Raw genomic sequence first — 17,903 nt, 5'->3', positions numbered from 1 at the left:
TTTCCGTTGCGGAGAACGTGATGGATGCCGAATAGCTTCGTCGCTCGAGGGGACGAATTCACGCCCGAACGGGCCGTCCGTGTATGGGGAGAGGAGCCGACGGGTCACGTCCGCAGCGTCTCGAGGGTCTCGAGGACGCGCGGCCAGTGGTCGCCGTCCGCCTCGGCGTAGCCGGCCGCCGAACCGCCCATGACAAACTGCGCCGTTCGCTCGCGGTTTTCCGTCGGTAGATACGGGACGGTGATCGCGTGTCCCGCGTCCGGATACACCAGCTGCTCGTAGTCGCAATCGTGGCACTCGAGTCGCTCGGCCGCGATACGGTGGAGCTCCTCGGAGTCCCACATCCGGTCCGCACCGCCGGAGACGAGGAGGACCGGCCCCGTGATCGACTCGACGGGGATCGTCGCCGCGGCGATCGTCTCGTCGTCGGCGTCCTCGAGCGACTGCGAGTAGCCGGGTTCCATCTCCATCGGTGGCTGTACGTCCCAGACCGAGCGGTCGTCCGTGTACGGGAGGTACGGAACCGGCTCGCCGTCGACCGTCCACGACGGTCCCGGCGGAAACTCCCGCCGAGAGATGCCCGCCCAGACGACGCCGCTGCCGTTGACCGAGACGACGGGTCCCACCGACTCGAGTCGACTCCCGGCGAGGAGCGCGAGTTCACCGCCTTTCGACGTCCCGAAAAGCCCCACGTCGGGGCCGCGAACGCCGTCCCGGTCGAGTACCCGCTCGACGGCGGCCGCGACGAACTCGAGCGGCACCCCCACGAGTTCCGCCGGGAGGCGCTCGTACTCGCCCCGCCAGTCGAAGTACTGCACGGCGAGCGCGGTGAACCCGTGCGATGCCAGCAACTGTGCGATCCCGTCGGCGGATTGACCGTCCGATCCGTGGAGCACGACCACCCCCGGTTTCGGATCGCTTCCCGGAGGCTCGTAGATCCTGCCGACGAACGACTCGCCGTCGACCGATTCGGACGTGACGTCCCCGCCCCCGAACCTGCGTTCTATGGTCGTCGAACCGAGCGCCGCTCCGTCGCGTTCGACACGGACAGTCAGATCGTCGCCGTCGCGCTCGGGTTCGAACGGGTCCGAACCCGCCACCGGTGTCGATCGCTGGACGAGTTCGGTCACGCCACCCGTGACCTCACTGTCCGTCGACGTCGCAGCGTCAAGGTCGAGTGTGTCCCCCGACACGTCGTAGGTCGCGTCCGCTTCCCAATCGCGGCCGCGCCGATCCGTCAACGAAACTCGGATGTCGACGGTTTCGACGGAAACGTCCGTGATCGCGAGGTCGATCGGCTCGTCAACCGAAACCACGGCCGGACCCTCGAACCCGACTTCCGTTGCGACTTCCCCGTTCGCATCGCCCCGTTCGCTCGGGGGTGGCGCCGCGTCGTCACGTTCGGTTTCTCCAGTCATGCGTTCCGGGACAGTGTACCGGCGTCCACCAAATAGATGTTTGGAGAACTACATTTTGGTAAGCGATCTTCGAGAAGAGTATTTTAGTAGATTGTTTGTCACTTCGGCGGACGCCTGACGATGATAGCTAGCGAACAACAGGTCAATATGGGGCGCTCGCGATGGCAGCGTATGGGCGGAGACGTGGATCCGGAGACGATCGCGGAGAACCTCTCCGCGCTGTCGAACCCGTTACGGATTCGAATACTGTTGGCGCTCGCGGAGACGCGTCGGCCGAATTGGGACCACCGGGGAATGAGTTACAGTGACCTCCGATCGGCGGTGGGCATCGAGGACGGCGGTCGGTTCAACTATCACGTCAACGAGCTCCGCGATCAGTTCGTTCGCAGCGAGGACGGGCAGTACTGGCTGACGACGGCCGGGTCGCGCGTCGTGGACGAAATCTACGCTGGGACGTTCTCGGCCGGTCACGAGGCGGTCTCGGGACCGCTCGAGTGGACGTGTCCGGCCGACGGGAAGCGCCTCGAGGCCGCGGTCGATACCGGCGTCATCACCGTGTCGTGTCCGGATCACGGCGTTCTATTCGACATGACGCTCTCGTTCAACTCGCCCCGAGGCCGCGACCCGGACGAACTGTTCGCGTGGGCCAACCGGCGGGCGTTGTGGTACCTCGAGTCCGTCTCCTGGGACGTCTGTCCGCACTGTGCGGGACGGTTCGAGGAAGCCGCTATCGCCGCTCACAGTCCGGAGTCGGAGACCCGACTGGAAACGCTCGGATGTGAGACCGCGACGATGGTGATAGTCGGGATGCGCTGTCGGCGGTGCGGCGTCTCGTTCCGGGTGCCAGCGTTCTACTACGCGCTGACGCGAGCACCCACCATCGCGTTCCTGCACGACCACGGTATCGACTACCGGACGCCCGAACTGGAGTACGGGTCGACCGCGTGGCGCTGCGAGAGCGAACCGCTCGGGGACGGCGTGCTGGTTCGGTTCGAGGTCGACGGCGACCGGCTCGAGATCGAACTCGACGACGCGCTCGAGACCCGGACGTACCGACGCACGTTGGCGACCGAGGACCGGTGACCGGTCGCGATGGCAGACGATCGGTCCGGCGCCGCCGTCTCGTCGACGGGGTTCCGCGTCGCGAGCCGTCGCTCAAACCGGCCGCTTTGAGAGTTCGACCGCGGTCTCGGCCAGTACCGAGACGCCGATCGCGAGGCTCTCCTCGTCGACGTCGAACGTCGGCGTGTGGTGGCTGGTCGGGTGGTCGGTCCCGATCAGGACGTAGGAGGCGAAGCCGCCGTTGTCCTGCACCCGCTGCATGAGATAGGTCACGTCCTCGCTCACGCCGAACTCCTCGGTCGGGATCACCCGCTCGACGCCGTCGACGTCCCACGCGACGTTGCCCACGAGGTCCCGCAGGGCGGGGTGGCTGTCGACGCGCGGGGACTCGCTGATCATCCGCGGCGTCACGTCGCAATCGTGCATCTCCGCGGCGGCGTAGCAGACCCGCTCGAGTTCGGTGCGCGTGTACTCCATCAGGGCGGTCGTCTCGCCGCGGACCTCCGCCTCGATGGTGACCTCCTCGGCGATGACGTTGCTCGCGGTCCCGCCCTCGATCCGGCCGACGTTGACCCGGGTCAGCCCGTCGCTGTGGCGGGGGATGCCGTAGGCGTTCTGGATGGCGGTCGCGGCCGCCTGCATGGCGTTTGCCCCCTCGTTCGGGGCCTTCCCCGCGTGGGCGCTTGCCCCCTCGAAGGTCGCGGTGAGGTGGGCCATCGCCAGCGGCTTCTCGATGCCGGCGACGATCTCGCCGGTGGGATGATCCAGCCCGACGTGCAACGCCAGCAGGTAGTCGACGTCGTCGAGGTGCCCGCTCTCGGCCATCGCCTTCCCCCCACCGGAGATCTCCTCGGCCGGCTGGAAGAACACCTTGAACGTGCCTTCGAACTCGCTTGCTTTGACCGTCTCGAGCGCCCCAAGCGCCATCGCGAGGTGGGCGTCGTGGCCGCAGGCGTGCATGTAGCCGTCGTGTTCCGACCGGAACCCCTCGGCGGCCGGCCGGTGGTCGTCGGCCGTTGATTCCCGCATCGAGATCGCGTCGAGGTCGACCCGCAGCCCCAGACAGGGCCCCTCGCCTTGCTCGAGCGTCGCGACGACCCCCGTGTGTCCGTCGGCGGTCCGCTCGAGGAGGTCCGATCGAACCCCGGCCTCGCGGGCGCGCTCGCGCCACGGTTCGAGTTCCGACTCGGGCGGCACCGCCATCCGCTCGTCGGTCGCCAGCGCCTCGCGGCCGACGGCGATCTCGTCGACCCCGATCCGCTCGAGTTCCTCGACGACCCGGGCCGTCGTCCGGAACTCGCGCCAGCCGGGCTCGGGGTGGCGGTGAAACGCCCGCCGGAGATCCCGCACTCTGTTTCGCACCTCGTAGGACATTCTTGCCGGTTGTATGCGCGGCGGATACTTAACCGTAGTCAATAATCGTATACTATTTCTCCACGATCGATGTAGAATCGCAGGGAAGCCGTCCCCTCGACCGACTGCGAAACGAAGGGGCGACACGATCCGGCAACGCGGGCCGGTCGCTGGCGGTCGATCGAGGGGGCGCGTGGAGGGCCGACGGGCGGGTCAAAACCCCCGCATGCGACCCTCGGCAGGGGACGGACGTAAAACCGGGCGCGATTTTGGCGGCCACCAACCGCCGAACGACTCCCCGAACGATCTGGACGGTAGATCGAGACCGACACGGCATCGCTCGAGGGGCGGTCGGCGGCGATCAAATACGGTCGGGTGTTTATCAGGCGGGCGATCGATAGCGACGGTTCGCATGCCCGCCCTCCCACCGTGGATCGACGAGCGGATCGAATCGGACCCGAACCGCGCGCTCGCCCAGCGACGGGTCGTCGCGGCGATGCTGGACGGTGAGCAACCGTTCTTTCTCGGTACCGGAGCTTCGAGACCGGATCGGACCGGACGCGAGCGAGGCGACCGTCCGGGAACGGCTCGCGGAACTCCGCGACCGCGGGGTCGTCGCCGCCGAGACGTACCCGTCGTCGACGACGCTGTACTACGTCGATTTTCCCGATGGAACCGGGCGCTCGGCCGCAACGGGGCCCCTGCCGTCAGTGAACCCGCTCGATCGGCTCTCGGCGCGGGACGTCCTGTTACTGCGGAACCCCGAGGGGATCAGGACGATCGTCCTCGCGGGCTACCAGCTCAGTCTGGTGTGTTTCGTGCTGGGGCTCGCGCTGTCCGTCGTCGGGCTCGCGGCACCGTTCCACGGCGGCCACGGCCTGTGGACCGCTGCGTGGAACCTGCTCGCGGTCTGTGTCGCCCTCCGGTTCGCCGAACTGGCCGCCACGCGGGTTCGCGAGCGCCGCGGTCGGTCCTGAGCCGAGGCGTGTCCGGAACCGGTCGAAATCACACGACTGCACGTCCGTTCAACTACTCCTTTCCATTCACCGTCCGGTCCTTGGTGGGGGCGGAGTCGCGTTTGGGAGCCAGCAAATCCGCCCCGGGGTTTACTTCGAACCCGACCGATGCCGGGACTACCCATGACGACCCTCCCGACGTGGATCGAGGACCGCATCGATCCAACGTTCGAAAAGAAACTCACGCAACGACACGTCGTCGAGGTGATGCTCGAGTCGGATCGACCGTTCTTCTCGATCCGACAGCTCCAGTCCCGCGTGCGACCGACCGTCAGCACGGAGACGGTTCGGAACCGGCTCGACGAACTCCGCGAGATCGATGTCGTCGCCGCGGAGACCTACCCCGAGACGATCACGCTGTACTACATCAACCACCCCGAGTCGCAGTGGCCGCTCTCGCCCGAGGGAAAGCGCGCCCTCGAGTACGAGACACCGCTCGAGACGCTGTCTGCCGGGGATTTCCTCCGACTTCGGAACCCCGCGGGGATCAGAACGCTGGTCCTCGCGGGCTTCCAGTTGAGTCTGGTGCTTTTCAGCGCCGGCGTCGTGCTGACCGCCCTGTCGATCGACGCGCCGGTCAGTGCCAGTCACGGGCTCTGGGTGGCCGCCGGGAACCTCTTCGTCGCCTGTCTAGTATTGCTCGTCGCCGAACGCGCCGTTCGTAAGCGCCGCGACGGCGGAATCGCCGCTTCGGTGCCGACGGCTGATCGATCGAACCCCAAATAATAGCACATACGACAGAACACATGTCACAACCAACCGCAACGACCGAACCCGGCCCGTCGATCCTCACGGAGCGGACGCTACTGGGCATTTTCGTCCACTTCATCGCGATACTGCCACTCGTCGGCATCGTCGCCACCGCCGTGATCTATCTGGTATCGACCCACGACTTTACCCGCGCCAACGCCCGGAACGCGCTCAACTGGCATCTGCTGGTCAGTGGCTCGTTCATCGGGACCGTCGTCCTCGTGTTCGGGCTGGACGCGCTGTTCGAGTACGCCCCGGTACCGGACCTCCTCGAGACGGTCGTCTTTCTGCCGGTCTTCGCCCTGACGGTCCTCGCGATCGCCCTCGGCGCTCTCAGCGTCTTCGTCTGGATCGTCGCGATGGCGAAGGCGATCTTCGGCGAGGCCTGGGAATACCCCTTCGCGCCGGCGTTCGTCGGTGCCGACGCGGACGGTGACCAACCGAGTTAACCCACGTACGCGGTCGCGTCCAGTTCGACGCGAACGTCATCGGGCAGCCGCGAGACCTCGACGCAGACCCGCGCGGGCGGCTCCTCGCCGAACCGGGCGCCGTAGGCCGCGTTGACCCGCTCGTAGTCCTCGAGATCGGTCAGGTAGACCGTAACTTTGATCACGTCGGCGAGACCGTCGCCGCCGGCTTCGTCGACGACGGCCGCGATGTTATCGAGGACCCGATTCGTTTGCGCCTCGATGTCGCCGTCGACGACCGCGCCCGTCCCGGGATCGACGGGGCCGTAGCCGGAGACGTACAGCGTGTCGCCGGCGCGGACCCCCTGCGAGTAGGGGTTGTCGTTGCTCGGCGCGTCGTCGGTTTCGATGGGATCGATGTCGGACATGTGGATCGTCGGGGCTCGAATCAGGCGGTTCGTGTCGCCTCGGCGGTGACCGCTTCGATCGCCTCGACGACGACGTCCAGTGCGGTTTCTGCCAGATCGTGGGTCAGCACAAGCGGCGGCAGGAACCGAAGGACGTTGCCGTGGCGGCCGGCCGTCCAGACGAGGACGCCCCGCTCGAAACAGTACTGCTGAATCGCGTCGACGAGGTCGCCGTCGGGCTTCCCGTCCGCGTCGACGAACTCGGCACCGATGAACAGCCCCTTGCCGCGGACGTCGGCGAGGCGGGCGTTCCCGTCGCCGGCCTCGCGGAGCCGTCCCCGGATGTACTCGCCGAGGTCGCGGGCGTGTGCGAGCAGGTCGTGGTCCTGAATGTACTCGATGGCGCGGGTGCCGGCGCGCATGCCGACGACGTGACCCCGGTAGGTGCCGGCGTGGTCGCCCGGGCCCCAGGTATCGAGGTCCTCGTGGTACATCGTCGCCGAGAGCGGGAAGCCGACGCCGCCCAGCGCCTTCGCGCTCGTCATCGCGTCGGGGGTGACCCCCTCCCAGTCGCTGGCCCACCACTGGCCGGTGCGGCCGAGCCCGCTCTGGATCTCGTCGAAGACCAGCGTCACGTCGTTGTCGTCGGCGATGTCGCGCAGCCCCTGCAGGAACCCTTCCGGGGGCGTGACGATCCCGCCCTCGCCCTGGATGGGCTCGACGATGATCCCCGCGGGGTTCGCGAGGCCGCCGTAGGGGTCCTCGACGATCGCCTGGACCTCCTCGAGGGCGTGGTCGACCGCTTCCTGGGGCGCCTTGTCCTGTCGGAACGGATGGGGGTACGGCGCGTGGACGACGTCGGCGAGCAGGGGCGTGTAGTCCCCCTTGAACTTCTTGTTCGAGGTGACGCTCATCGCGCCGGTCGTCGCGCCGTGGTAGGCGCCGCGGAACGCGATGAGGCCGTCGCCGCCGGTGTTGTACTTCGACAGTTTGATCGTGGCCTCGACGGCGTCGCTGCCGGTCGGGCCGCCGAAGACGACCTTGTTCTGGCCCTGCAGGCCGTCGGGAGCGATCTCGTCGAGTTTCTCGATCAGTTCGAGGCGCGCCTCGGTCGGGAAGTCGACCGTGTGGACGAACTTGTCGGCCTGTTCGTGGACCGCCTCGAGGACGTACGGGTTCGAGTGGCCCACGTTGAGGACGCCGATCCCCGCGAAGAGGTCGATGTAGGTGTTGCCGTCGGCGTCCCGAACCGTCGCCCCCTTCCCCTCCTCGAAGGCGATCGGGATGTCGTCGGGATACGCGACCGCGCTGCTGTCGATCTCGCGCTGTTTCTCGAGCAAGGCCCGCGTGTTCGGGCCGGGAACGTCGTCGACGGTCGGTGCGTCCGCGAAGTGGAGTTCGTCTATCGGCGGTCCTGCCGTCATACGTAGTGGCAAGGGAACCGATTACAAATAACTTGTCCACGATATTCATGCAGACTGTATACAGATACTGAACACAGGCCGGAGTTCGGCGACTCGAGATGCGACGAGATCACACCGCGACGCCGTCCCCGCGTCGCGATCGACCGACGGCGGTCGATCGCCGCGACGGACCGCGAGAAGTCGGCCCACGAGAGCCGTTCGCAGTCACTTACCGTAATCAGGGAGTTTATCATCGGTTCCGACACAACTCCGGGCGATGAACGTCCGAACGCGAGCGCGCGGTCCGTCGAGACGGTCGGTATCGAACGCGACCAAGCGACGTAGACACCGGTCGAAACGGACCGACGAGCGCGAAGGACCGCGCTCTGTCGGCGTCGTCGACGCGGCGTCGGGTCGCGTCCTCGGACCGGCCGAGGGCGGCGGGGGTGGCCCCGTATGAGCGCCGACGAGGAACTCGCGAAGGACCTCGGGCTGCTCTCGGCGATCGCGATCGGGATCGGGACGATGATCGGAGCCGGTATCTTCGTATTGCCGGGCACCGCGGTGGCTCGAGCGGGCCCGCTCGCGGCGCTTACCTTCGTCATCGGCGGCGTCACCGCGCTGTTCACGGCGCTGTCGGCCTCCGAACTGGGGACGGCGATGCCGAAGTCCGGCGGCGCGTACTTCTACATCAACCGCGCCCTCGGCCCGCTCTTTGGCTCGATCAGCGGCTGGGCCAACTGGCTCGGACTCGCCTTCGCCTCCGCGTTCTACATGTACGGGTTCGGCGAGTACGTCAACCAGCTCGTGGGCGCGCCGGCGATCGGGTTGGGGCCCGTCACGATCTCGGCCGCCCAGACGATCGGCCTGATCGGCGCGGCGCTGTTTATCGCCGTCAACTACATGGGCGCGAAGGAGACCGGCGGCCTCCAGATCGGGATCGTCCTCACGCTGCTCGCCATTCTGGGCGTCTTCACGATCGTCGGCCTGCTGAACGCCGACCTCGAGTCGCTGCGGCCGCTCGCCCCGGAGGGGACGCCCGGCGAGGTGCTGCCGGTGACCGCTATCGTCTTCGTCTCCTATCTCGGCTTCGTCCAGATCACCTCCGTCGCCGAGGAGATCAAAGATCCGGGGCGGAACCTCCCGCTGGCAGTCATCGGCTCGGTCGTCATCGTGACCGTCGTCTACGCGCTCTTCCTGCTGGTCCTGCTCGCGGCGGTCCCGAACGACCTCGTGGCGAACAACGACACCGCCGTCGTCGAGGCCGCCGAACTGCTGTTCGGTCAGTACGGCGTCTTCGGGTTCGGCCTGGGAACGCTCGGCTGGGGGCTGCTCTTGCTCGGCGGGCTCCTCGCGACGGCCTCGAGCGCGAACGCCTCGATCCTCTCCTCGTCGCGGATCAACTTCGCGATGGGCCGGGAGAAGATCATCTCGCCGTCGGTCAACGAGATCCATCCCCGCTTCGGCACGCCGTACAAGTCGATCCTGATCACCGGCTCGCTCATCATCGTCTTCCTCCTCTTCGGTAACCTCGAGATCCTCTCGACGGCCGGCTCGGTGTTGCACCTGATCGTCTACGGCCTCCTGAACATCGCACTGATCGTCATGCGGGAGGCCGAACCGGCCGACTACGATCCGGACTTCGAGGTGCCGCTGTATCCGATCGTCCCGATCGTCGGGACGATCTCGTCGTTCGCCCTGATCGCCTACATCGAGCCGTTCGTGATCCTGCTGTCGGCCGCATTGGTCGTCTTCGCGGGCGCGTGGTACCTGTTCTACGCCCGCCAGCGGGTCGAGAGCGCCGGCGTCTTCGCCGGCTGGATCCTCGACCGCTCCGAGGAGATGCCCGACGCCGCGGTCGCCGCGGCCGACACCGTTCGCCCCGACGCCGTCAAGGCGGCCGACGCGAGCGCGACCGGCGACGACTTCCGCGTGATGGTCCCGCTGGCCAACCCCCGGACCGAGAAGGAACTCATCACGCTCGCAGGCGCCATCGCGAAGCAACGCGGCGGCACCGTCCACGCGGTCCACATCGTCCAGGTGCCGGACCAGACGCCGCTGGCACGCGCCGAGGAGAACGACCGCCTCGACGCCGAGTCCAAGAAACTGCTCGAGCAGGCCCGGACCGACGCCGAGACGTTCGGCACGCCCGTCGAGACCCACACCGTCCTCTCGCATCGCTCGTTCGAGGAGGTCTTCGACGCCGCCCGCGCCTTCGAGGCCGACCAGGTCGTCATGGGCTGGGGGCCGACCGCCCACGGCCGCGCCGAGTCGCGCATCGACGAACTGACCCACGACCTCCCCTGTGACTTCCTCGTGCTGAAAGAGCGGGGCTTCGATCCCTCCCGCATCCTCGTGCCGACCGCTGGCGGCCCCGACTCGGAACTCAGTGCCGACGTCGTCCGGCTGCTCCGCGAGGAGTTCGGTTCCGAGGTGACGCTGTTGCACGTCCTCTCGGACGACCAGTCCCGCGAGGAGGGCGAACAGTTCCTCGAGGAGTGGGCCGCCGAGAACGACCTCGCCGACGCCGAGTTGCGTCTCGAGGACGGCGACGTCGAAACGGCCATCGCCGAGGCCGCCTCCGACGCGACGCTGGTCGTCATCGGCGCGACCGGCAAGGGCCTGCTCTCGCGGATCGTCCGGGGCTCGCTGGTACTGGACGTCCTCGAGGACATCGAGTGTTCGGTTTTGATGGCCGAACGCGCCCGCGAGCGGTCCATGCGCGAACGGTTGCTGGGTCGCGAGGAGGAGTGACGGCGTCCGGGACGTCGACGCGACGCTGCCACCGCCCGTCACGACTCGCGAAACGGAGGAATCCTCTTGTCGGTCGCGCCCCCAGTAGGGGCTATGATCCCGCCGATCGCGAACCGGTTCGTCGCGGGAGAGTCCCCGGCCGAAGCGCTCGCACACGTCCGGCGACTGAACGACCGCGGCGTCGGCGGCATCGTCAACCTGCTCGGCGAACACTACGACGAGCGCGAAGCGGCCGCCGCCGACGCCGCCGAGTACCGGCGGCTCGTCGCCGACATCGCCGGTTCGAGGCTCGGGGCCTGCATCTCGGTCAAGCCCTCCCAGTTGGGCCTCGAGATCGACGAGTCGGTGTTCCGGCGGGAGCTGGCGGAGATCGTCGCCGCCGCGGCCGAGCGGGACGTCTTCGTCTGGATCGACATGGAGGACCACACGACGACCGACGCGACCCTGGACGCCTTCGAGGCGGTCGCCCGCGAACGGGACGGGGGCGGGGTCGGCGTCTGCCTGCAGGCGAACCTCCGCCGGACCCGGGCCGACCTCAGGCGACTCGCCGACGTCCCGGGCAAGGTCCGGCTGGTCAAGGGGGCCTACGATCCGCCGAGCGACGTGGCCTACACCGATTCCACGCGCGTGGATCAGGAGTATCGGACCCTGCTCGAGGCGGCGTTCGAGCGCCGCGACGGCGGGATCGCGGTGGGCAGCCACGATCCGGCGATGATCGAACACGCGACGGCGTTACACGAGCGCTACGGCACGGACTTCGAGATCCAGATGCTCATGGGTGTCCGCGAGGACGCCCAGTACGAGTTGGCCGCGGAGTACGACGTCTATCAGTACGTTCCCTACGGCGACCGCTGGCTGTCGTACTTCTATCGTCGGGTCGCCGAACGGCGGGAAAACCTCCGGTTCGCGCTTCGGGCCGTTCTCAGTAGCTGACCGGGACCGACACACGGCCATCGCTCGGTCACTCGAGCCCCGGGCGGTCTCGAGTGCGGGCCACTGCCGACCTCGAGCGCGAACTACGGCCCACCTCGAGTGCAAATCACGGTCGGCCGCGGCTCGCCGAGCGGCGGGGCGATCGCCCCGTCTCGTTTCCGTGAAACCGGCAAGCGGCTCGGCCGCACGCCCCGTCGCTGCTCCCACCGCTCGAGATCAAAGGATAGTATAAAGGCGAACGGGTTCATCGTGAGGGACATATGACGACGACGCTCGGTACGGCGAGCGCGGGGCCCGGCGAGATCGATACGGGCCGTCTCGAGGTCGGCGAGACGCGGGATGGCAGTCCGTTCGGACTGCCCGTGGCCGTGGTCAACGGCGCGAAGCCGGGGAAGACCCTCTACATGCAGGCGGCGAGCGACGGCGACGAACTCAACGGCGTCGGCGTCGTCCAGCGGGTCGTGCCGCGACTGGACCCCGCCGAACTCTCGGGGACGATCCTGATCGTGGGGATCGTCAACTACCACGCGTTCCAGGTGGCCGAACACCGCAACCCGATCGACGACACGAAGATGAACAGGGCCTATCCGGGCAACGAGGGCGGCACCTCGACCGAACGGATCGCGGCCGCGACCTTCGAGACCGCCTCCCGGGCCGACCTGATCCTCGATCTCCACCAGGGGTCGACCAGCCGGATGGTAGACGAGGTCCGGGTCCGCTGCGGCAAGCGCCACCGGCTCCACGATCAGTGTCTCGAGCTGGCGAAGGCCTTCGGCTGCGGCTACGTCCTCGACCAGAAGGGGCCGGACGGCCAACTGGCCCGCGCGGCCCCCGACGAGGGGATCCCGACCGTCGACCCCGAACTCGGCGGCGCGGTCGGCTGGGACGAGGAGAGCATCCGGAAGGGCGTCTCGGGCGTGTTCAACGTCCTCCGGTACTACAACTTCCTCGAGGAGGGGGAGCCGCTCGAGACCCAGACGCGAGCGAAGGGGTTCGAGCAGTACGGGGCCCCGGCCGGCGGGCTCGTGACCCGAACGAAAGACCTCGGGGACCGCGTCCGCCCCGGCGAGACGCTGTTCGAGGTGACGACCCCCTTCGGCGAGCCGAAAGCGGAGGTGACCGCCGACAGCGAAGGCATCCTCTGGCGGGCCAGACGGCTCCCGCAGGTCGCGACCGGCGAGTACGTCTGCTCGGTCGGAACCGACATCGACGAGTACTGATATGGCGGCCGATCTCACCTGCCCCGACTGCGGGACCGTCTACGAGGCCGGACCGGACGAGCCCTGGCGCTGTGGCTGTGGCCACGCGCTGGAGTTCGACGAGCGACCGCATCCGCAGGGCGATCCGCTCCCGCTGCACAACCTCGACACGACCGAGGGGCTGTGGACCTTCTTCGAGTTCCTCCCGATCGAACAGCACGTCACCTTCTACGAGGGCTTTACGCCGCTGGTCGACGCGCCCGACTGGGACGCGCAGTTCAAACTCGAGTACGTCTTCCCCACGGGATCGTTCAAGGACCGCGGCGCGACGACGACGCTCTCGCGGGCGGTCGAACTCGGCGTCGAGAAGGTCATCGAGGACTCCTCGGGCAACGCCGGCGCGTCGATCGCGACCTACGCCGCGCGGGCGGGGCTGGACGCGGACATCTACGTCCCCGCCGACGTCAAGCAGTCGAAGCTGATGACGATCCAGCGGGCCGACGCCCGCCCGGTTCGGATCGAGGGCTCTCGAGAAGACGTCACCGCGGCCTGTCACAGGGCCGTCGAGGGCGACGAGGAGCGCGACGCCCCCTACCAGACCGGCGACGGCTGGTACGCCAGCCACGCCTGGAACCCCGCCTTCTACGCCGGGACGATGACCTTCGCGTTCGAGGTGGCCGCCCAGCAGGGCTGGACCGTCCCCGACGCCGTCGTCCTCCCGATCGGTCACGGGACGCTCTTTTTGGGCGCGTATCGGGGCTTCTCCCTGCTGAACGAGGCCGGCATCGTCGACGGGATGCCGCGGCTGCTGGGCGCGCAGGCGGCCGGCTACGCCCCCATCGTCGCCGCGATCGGCGGCGACACCACCGACGCCGACGGCGATGGGACGACCATCGCCGACGGCATTCGGATCAGCGAACCCGCACGCGGCACCGAGATCCTCGAGGCGATCGAGGAAACCGACGGCGACGCCATCGCCCTCGGCGGGGACCCGATCGAGACCGCGCTCGACCGGCTCCACCGCAACGGGTTCTACGTCGAACCCACCTGTGCGGTCGCCGCGGCGGCCCTCGAGCAGTACCGCGAAAACGGCGTCATCGACGACGGGGACGACGTCGTCGTCCCGCTGACCGGCAGTGGATTGAAGACCCTTTGATACGGTCTGCTGTACGTCATTTCCGGTGCGACCGCGACGCGGCCTGCGGTCGCACCGGTAAATCGTTACAGCAAACCGTATGAGGACTGAATATCGAACCGTCGATAGATGGTCAGCCGACCCCCGACGTTCTGTCCCGACTGTGGCACCCGCCTCGAGCGGACGAGCGCCGACGACCGCGAGCGAAAGCGCTGTCCGGACTGCGAGGCCATCGTCTGGCACAACCCGGTCCCCTGTGCCGGCGTCGCCGTCGTCGACCGCTCCGGGCCGGACCCGGCCGTCCTCTGCGTCGAGCGCGGCGTCCCGCCGGGCGTCGGCGAGTGGACGATCCCCGGCGGCCACATGGAGACCGGCGAGGAACCCCCGGAAGCGGCCGCCCGCGAACTCGAGGAGGAGACCGGCGTCGCCGTCGATCCGGACGACCTCGAGATCCTGGCCGCGTCGGCGATGCCGCCCCGAACGGGCAAACACGTCGTGACGGTCCACTACGTGGCCGACCGCGCCGACGCCGAGGGCGAGCCGGTCGCGGGCAGCGACGCGACGGACGCCCGGTTCTGGACCCCCGCCGCGTTCGACGCCTCCGACGAGACGTTTCGACCGGTCCACGAGGAGCGGTTCCGGGAGGCCGCTCGCGGCCTCGAGTGACGGACGAGTGCAGTGGCGTATCGAGTACACGGCCTCCGCATCCGGTTGCGGTGGCGCGCGCTGGCGACTGCTCGAGGGATACCGAGAGCAGTCGATAACGCCGTGCGAGGGATGAGCGAACGCCGACAGGCGTGAGTGAATCGGCTGGGGAGGGCGTGGCGATTCCCTGTTGCCACGATAGCAGGACGCTTTGCTTCCGAATCTATCAGAAAACACTGTTCCGTTCCTGCTGTGAGTTACCAGAGAGGTGCGCCCTGCTATCGTGGCAACGATGAGAACCACGCCCTCCCCAGCCGATTCGTTCGCTCCTCACAGTCGCTCACTCATCCCTCGCACGATGTCACCGACCGCCTTCGGTAGCACTCAGGCGGCCGCCAGCGCGCGCCACCGTATATCGGCTGCCGCATGGAGTGATACGCTGTCCCCTTTCCACGGGTGAATCTAGCGGACGCTATCCGGGTCATCGTACTCGAGTCGTCCCGGCTCCGCCCGCGAGTCGAAACCCGACATCCCTTTACTCCGGCCCTGAATACGGGCGGGTATGTTCCTTGCCCTACGCGCGGAAGTCGAGGACGCCCTCGAGGGGGCGCTCGCCGCGCTCGACTTCCCGACGGACGATCTCGGGATCGAAGAACCGCCGGACGACGTCGCGAGCGTGCTGGCCTCGAGCGTCGCCTTTCGACTCGCTAGCGAAGCGGGCGCGCCGCCGCCGCAGGTCGCCGGCCAGGTCGCCGACGAGATCGACGCCGACGAGCTGACCTACGTCGCCGCGGTCCGGACGCAGGGCCCCTATCTCAACTTCCTGCCCAGCGACGCCTACTTCGCGGAGACGCTGGCCGAGGCGACCGACGAGGGCTACGGCCACCTGCCCGACCGCGACGCGAGCGTCGTCGTCGAACACACGAGCGCGAACCCGACGGGGCCGGTCCACGTCGGCCGCGCGCGGAACCCGATCATCGGCGACGCGGTCGCCAACCTGCTCGAGTACGCCGGCTACGACGTCGACCGCCACTACTACGTCAACGACGCCGGCCGGCAGATGGCCGTCTTCACGTGGGCCTACGAGACCTTCGACGAGGCGGACTTAGAGAGCGAGCCCGAGCGCGACCGGAAAGAGTACGACCTCGTGCGCTACTACCGGAAGGGCAACGCCTTCCTGGAGAACGCCCCCGAGGAAGAGGTCGAAGCGGCCGAGGCCGAGATCGAGTCGATCATGCAGGGCTTAGAGGCGGGCGACGACGAGGCCTACGAGCGCGTCAGCGAGGTCGTCGATCAGGTGCTTGGCGGGATGACCGAGTGTCTCGAGCGCCTACCGGCCGAGTTCGACGAGTTCGTCAAGGAGACCCGCTTCATGCGCAACGGCGACACCGACGACCTCGTCTCGCGGCTCAAAGACCTCGATGAGTCGGTCTACGAAGAAGAGGCCTGGCAGCTCGAACTCGAGGACCACGGCATCGACAAGAACCTGGTCTTCCTGCGCTCGGACGGCACCTCCCTCTATGCCACGCGGGACCTGGCCCACCACGAGTGGAAGTTCGACGAGTACGACCGGGCCGTGACGGTGCTGGGCGAGGACCACAAGCTCCAGGCCCGACAGCTCCGGACGACGCTCGAGTTGCTTGGCAACGATACCGACGGCCTCCGGCAGGTGCTGTACTCCTACGTCAACCTCCCCGAGGGGAAGATGAGTACCCGTCGCGGGACCGGCGTCGATCTGGACGACCTGCTGGACGAGGCGATCGACCGGGCCCGCGACGAGGTCGAAGACCGGCTGGACGACCGCATCCGCGACGACGAACTCGACGACGACGACATCGAGCGCATCGCCCATCAGGTCGGGATCGGCGCCGTCCGCTACGACATCGTCTCGAAACAGCCGACGAAGGCGATCACCTTCGAGTGGGACCGCGCGCTCGACTTCGAGGCACAATCCGCGCCGTACGTCCAGTACGTCCACGCCCGTTGTTGTGGGATCCTCGAAGAGGCCGGCCTCGACCCCGAGGCCGACCTCGCGGACCAGGACGTCGAACTCGAGGCACTCGAGGCCGACCTGCTCGCGACCGACGCCGAGCGCGACCTGCTGGAGACGATCGCGCGGTTCCCGGCGGTCGTCGACGAGGCCGGCGACGACCTCGAGCCCCACCAGATCGCGACCTACACCCGCGAGTTCGCCGATCGGTTCAACGGCTTCTATCGGGAGTGTCCGGTGCTGGCCGACGACGTCGATCCTGACGTTCGCGAGGCCCGACTCGCGCTGGTCGCCGCCTCGAAACACACGGTCGCGAACGCCCTGTCGATCCTGGGCGTGGCCGCGCCGCGGTCGATGTAAGCGGCCGGGGTCTGCGGGGCGGTCGCAACGGTGCCGGTCGTCGGGTCGGTCCCGCGGCTGGTCGGAGTGTGACCGAAAGAACGACGCCGTCCACACGGACGACCGCGCTTACCCGTCGGTGGTACCGAACACGAGGTCGGCGAGTTCGTCCTCGTCGATCTCGTCGTTGATGTACTTGATCGCCCACTGGACGTCGACGTAGAACGACATCACCATCGCACCGTCCTGCTCGAGGACCCAGGTGACGCTGTTGACTTCGGCCGCGAACGCCTCGGGGTCGGTGATCGACGCCGCGAGCGTCTCCCCGATCGACTGGAGTTCCGCACGCAGTACGTCGGGGTCGGTGGTGGTCGTCGTCGCGACGACGTCGACCTCGTCGCCGTCCTTGTTGACGTCCTTGATCGACACCTTCTCGCTGTCGAGTTTCATCGCGTCCGTGTCCATCCCGGGGACGTCGGACTCGTTCTCGTCGTCGGGCTCGCCGTTGTCGCCGTTCCCGCCGTCGGACGGCGACTCGTCGTCGTCATCGTTCGACTCGTCGTCGCCGGTTTCGTCGCTGGAACAACCGGCGAGGACCGTTGCGAGCGCAGCGCCACTGCCGAGGAGGATCTTTCGTCGCTCCATGGACGACCCATCGGGAACAGTCGTGATTAGTAATAAGTTCGTTACTCGGTCAGTCACGAGCGGCGACTGGTCCGGATCGAACCGACGGTCGAAACCGCGCGGGAAGGGACCGACAAACAGATCGAAACGTCATCGAAACGTCGGCCATATCGGCTCGAGATCGACCGAGCGTGGCGTCTGACTGCCCGGACCCCGTGAGGAGAACGAACGGCGGTAATCGGCCCGTTCCGAACCGCGGCCCGATACCGACGGCCGGTCGCCGGCGGAAGGCACCGGTTACCCGTGCGTGCGGACCGCCGATCAGGGATCGGACTCGGCTTCGGTGATCGCGCTCGAGACGTCGTCGTGTGCGGCTTCCCGCCCGTCGGCCTCGTCGGTCGCGGCGTCGGCGTCCGCGTCGGGCTCGGACGCCGCGGCCGTCGCGTCGTCGGTGGCGGCCGCGTCGGC

15 protein-coding genes are annotated in these 17,903 nt (G+C 67.9%); 10 read left to right on the top strand and 5 right to left on the bottom strand.

Going from position 1 to position 17,903, the window contains the following annotated elements:
- Positions 1 to 104: 104 nt before the first annotated feature.
- On the bottom strand, positions 105 to 1,418 hold the full coding sequence (locus tag ACSBP4_RS05020) for an acyl-CoA thioester hydrolase/BAAT C-terminal domain-containing protein (RefSeq protein WP_435551548.1): 1,314 nt from the start codon (positions 1,416 to 1,418) through the stop codon (positions 105 to 107).
- Positions 1,419 to 1,589: 171 nt separating this feature from the next.
- Here ACSBP4_RS05020 and ACSBP4_RS05015 point away from each other — a divergent pair, with 171 nt between their 5' ends.
- The gene (locus tag ACSBP4_RS05015) at positions 1,590 to 2,501 is read left to right on the top strand and encodes a DUF7351 domain-containing protein (RefSeq protein ID WP_435551547.1); all 912 of its coding nucleotides are present in this window, start codon (positions 1,590 to 1,592) and stop codon (positions 2,499 to 2,501) included.
- A gap of 72 nt (positions 2,502 to 2,573) precedes the next feature.
- Here the strand turns inward: ACSBP4_RS05015 and ACSBP4_RS05010 are convergent, their stop codons facing one another.
- A complete protein-coding gene (locus tag ACSBP4_RS05010; RefSeq protein WP_435551546.1) occupies positions 2,574 to 3,854 on the bottom strand; it encodes an amidohydrolase in 1,281 nt (426 codons plus the stop codon).
- A gap of 485 nt (positions 3,855 to 4,339) precedes the next feature.
- Between ACSBP4_RS05010 and ACSBP4_RS05005 the strand changes: the two genes are divergently transcribed.
- From ACSBP4_RS05005 to ACSBP4_RS04995, 3 genes are all read left to right on the top strand, one after another.
- Positions 4,340 to 4,810: a hypothetical protein gene (locus ACSBP4_RS05005; protein ID WP_233274347.1), complete on the top strand. Its 471-nt coding sequence runs from the start codon at positions 4,340 to 4,342 to the stop codon at positions 4,808 to 4,810.
- 162 nt (positions 4,811 to 4,972) lie between these two features.
- A complete protein-coding gene (locus ACSBP4_RS05000; RefSeq protein ID WP_006651173.1) occupies positions 4,973 to 5,575 on the top strand; it encodes a hypothetical protein in 603 nt (200 codons plus the stop codon).
- Positions 5,576 to 5,595: 20 nt separating this feature from the next.
- A complete protein-coding gene (locus ACSBP4_RS04995; protein ID WP_373631841.1) occupies positions 5,596 to 6,048 on the top strand; it encodes a DUF4870 domain-containing protein in 453 nt (150 codons plus the stop codon).
- Here ACSBP4_RS04995 and ACSBP4_RS04990 read toward each other — a convergent pair.
- Both ACSBP4_RS04990 and ACSBP4_RS04985 read right to left on the bottom strand, forming a co-directional pair.
- Entirely contained in the window at positions 6,045 to 6,434 is a 390-nt protein-coding gene (locus tag ACSBP4_RS04990) for a Rid family detoxifying hydrolase (RefSeq protein ID WP_435551545.1), read from the bottom strand. The genes ACSBP4_RS04995 and ACSBP4_RS04990 overlap by 4 nt on opposite strands.
- 20 nt (positions 6,435 to 6,454) lie before the next feature.
- Positions 6,455 to 7,837, bottom strand: a complete 1,383-nt coding sequence (locus tag ACSBP4_RS04985) for an aspartate aminotransferase family protein (protein ID WP_435551544.1) — start codon at positions 7,835 to 7,837, stop codon at positions 6,455 to 6,457.
- A gap of 435 nt (positions 7,838 to 8,272) precedes the next feature.
- Between ACSBP4_RS04985 and ACSBP4_RS04980 the strand changes: the two genes are divergently transcribed.
- The 6 genes from ACSBP4_RS04980 to argS all read left to right on the top strand — a co-directional run bounded on the left by ACSBP4_RS04980 (position 8,273) and on the right by argS (position 16,832).
- Entirely contained in the window at positions 8,273 to 10,570 is a 2,298-nt protein-coding gene (locus tag ACSBP4_RS04980) for an amino acid permease (RefSeq protein ID WP_435551543.1), read from the top strand.
- A 93-nt stretch (positions 10,571 to 10,663) separates the two neighbouring features.
- Positions 10,664 to 11,503, top strand: a complete 840-nt coding sequence (locus ACSBP4_RS04975; protein ID WP_435551542.1) for a proline dehydrogenase family protein — start codon at positions 10,664 to 10,666, stop codon at positions 11,501 to 11,503.
- Positions 11,504 to 11,763: 260 nt separating this feature from the next.
- Positions 11,764 to 12,723, top strand: coding sequence for a succinylglutamate desuccinylase/aspartoacylase family protein (locus ACSBP4_RS04970; protein ID WP_435551541.1), 960 nt, complete (start codon positions 11,764 to 11,766; stop codon positions 12,721 to 12,723).
- A gap of 1 nt (position 12,724) precedes the next feature.
- Positions 12,725 to 13,858, top strand: coding sequence for a threonine synthase (locus tag ACSBP4_RS04965; protein WP_435551540.1), 1,134 nt, complete (start codon positions 12,725 to 12,727; stop codon positions 13,856 to 13,858).
- Between the two features lie 108 nt (positions 13,859 to 13,966).
- The gene (locus tag ACSBP4_RS04960; protein WP_435551539.1) at positions 13,967 to 14,503 is read left to right on the top strand and encodes an NUDIX domain-containing protein; all 537 of its coding nucleotides are present in this window, start codon (positions 13,967 to 13,969) and stop codon (positions 14,501 to 14,503) included.
- A gap of 541 nt (positions 14,504 to 15,044) precedes the next feature.
- Complete coding sequence (gene argS / locus ACSBP4_RS04955; protein ID WP_435551538.1) at positions 15,045 to 16,832, top strand: arginine--tRNA ligase; 1,788 nt, start codon at positions 15,045 to 15,047, stop codon at positions 16,830 to 16,832.
- A gap of 108 nt (positions 16,833 to 16,940) precedes the next feature.
- On the opposite strand, the gene ACSBP4_RS04950 is transcribed toward argS, so the two are convergent.
- Positions 16,941 to 17,456, bottom strand: coding sequence for a hypothetical protein (locus ACSBP4_RS04950; protein WP_435551537.1), 516 nt, complete (start codon positions 17,454 to 17,456; stop codon positions 16,941 to 16,943).
- Positions 17,457 to 17,903 lie beyond the last annotated feature (447 nt).

Origin of the sequence: Natrinema sp. CGMCC1.2065 (genome assembly GCF_051225675.1) — an archaeon.
GTDB classification, from domain to species: Archaea; Halobacteriota; Halobacteria; order Halobacteriales; family Natrialbaceae; genus Natrinema; species Natrinema thermotolerans.
Note: the sequence above shows the minus strand (reverse complement) of the source record. Positions and strands in the feature narration are given on the sequence as shown.

Excerpts from the sequence above, each read along its gene's own strand:
- ACSBP4_RS05020 (WP_435551548.1), bottom strand. The coding sequence starts at position 1,418 with ATGACTGGAGAAACCGAACGTGACGACGCGGCGCCACCCCCGAGCGAA.
- ACSBP4_RS05015 (WP_435551547.1), top strand. The coding sequence starts at position 1,590 with ATGGGCGGAGACGTGGATCCGGAGACGATCGCGGAGAACCTCTCCGCG.
- ACSBP4_RS05010 (WP_435551546.1), bottom strand. The coding sequence starts at position 3,854 with ATGTCCTACGAGGTGCGAAACAGAGTGCGGGATCTCCGGCGGGCGTTT.
- ACSBP4_RS05000 (WP_006651173.1), top strand. The coding sequence starts at position 4,973 with ATGACGACCCTCCCGACGTGGATCGAGGACCGCATCGATCCAACGTTC.
- ACSBP4_RS04995 (WP_373631841.1), top strand. The coding sequence starts at position 5,596 with ATGTCACAACCAACCGCAACGACCGAACCCGGCCCGTCGATCCTCACG.
- ACSBP4_RS04990 (WP_435551545.1), bottom strand. The coding sequence starts at position 6,434 with ATGTCCGACATCGATCCCATCGAAACCGACGACGCGCCGAGCAACGAC.
- ACSBP4_RS04985 (WP_435551544.1), bottom strand. The coding sequence starts at position 7,837 with ATGACGGCAGGACCGCCGATAGACGAACTCCACTTCGCGGACGCACCG.
- ACSBP4_RS04980 (WP_435551543.1), top strand. The coding sequence starts at position 8,273 with ATGAGCGCCGACGAGGAACTCGCGAAGGACCTCGGGCTGCTCTCGGCG.
- ACSBP4_RS04975 (WP_435551542.1), top strand. The coding sequence starts at position 10,664 with ATGATCCCGCCGATCGCGAACCGGTTCGTCGCGGGAGAGTCCCCGGCC.
- ACSBP4_RS04970 (WP_435551541.1), top strand. The coding sequence starts at position 11,764 with ATGACGACGACGCTCGGTACGGCGAGCGCGGGGCCCGGCGAGATCGAT.
- ACSBP4_RS04965 (WP_435551540.1), top strand. The coding sequence starts at position 12,725 with ATGGCGGCCGATCTCACCTGCCCCGACTGCGGGACCGTCTACGAGGCC.
- ACSBP4_RS04960 (WP_435551539.1), top strand. The coding sequence starts at position 13,967 with ATGGTCAGCCGACCCCCGACGTTCTGTCCCGACTGTGGCACCCGCCTC.
- argS (WP_435551538.1), top strand. The coding sequence starts at position 15,045 with ATGTTCCTTGCCCTACGCGCGGAAGTCGAGGACGCCCTCGAGGGGGCG.
- ACSBP4_RS04950 (WP_435551537.1), bottom strand. The coding sequence starts at position 17,456 with ATGGAGCGACGAAAGATCCTCCTCGGCAGTGGCGCTGCGCTCGCAACG.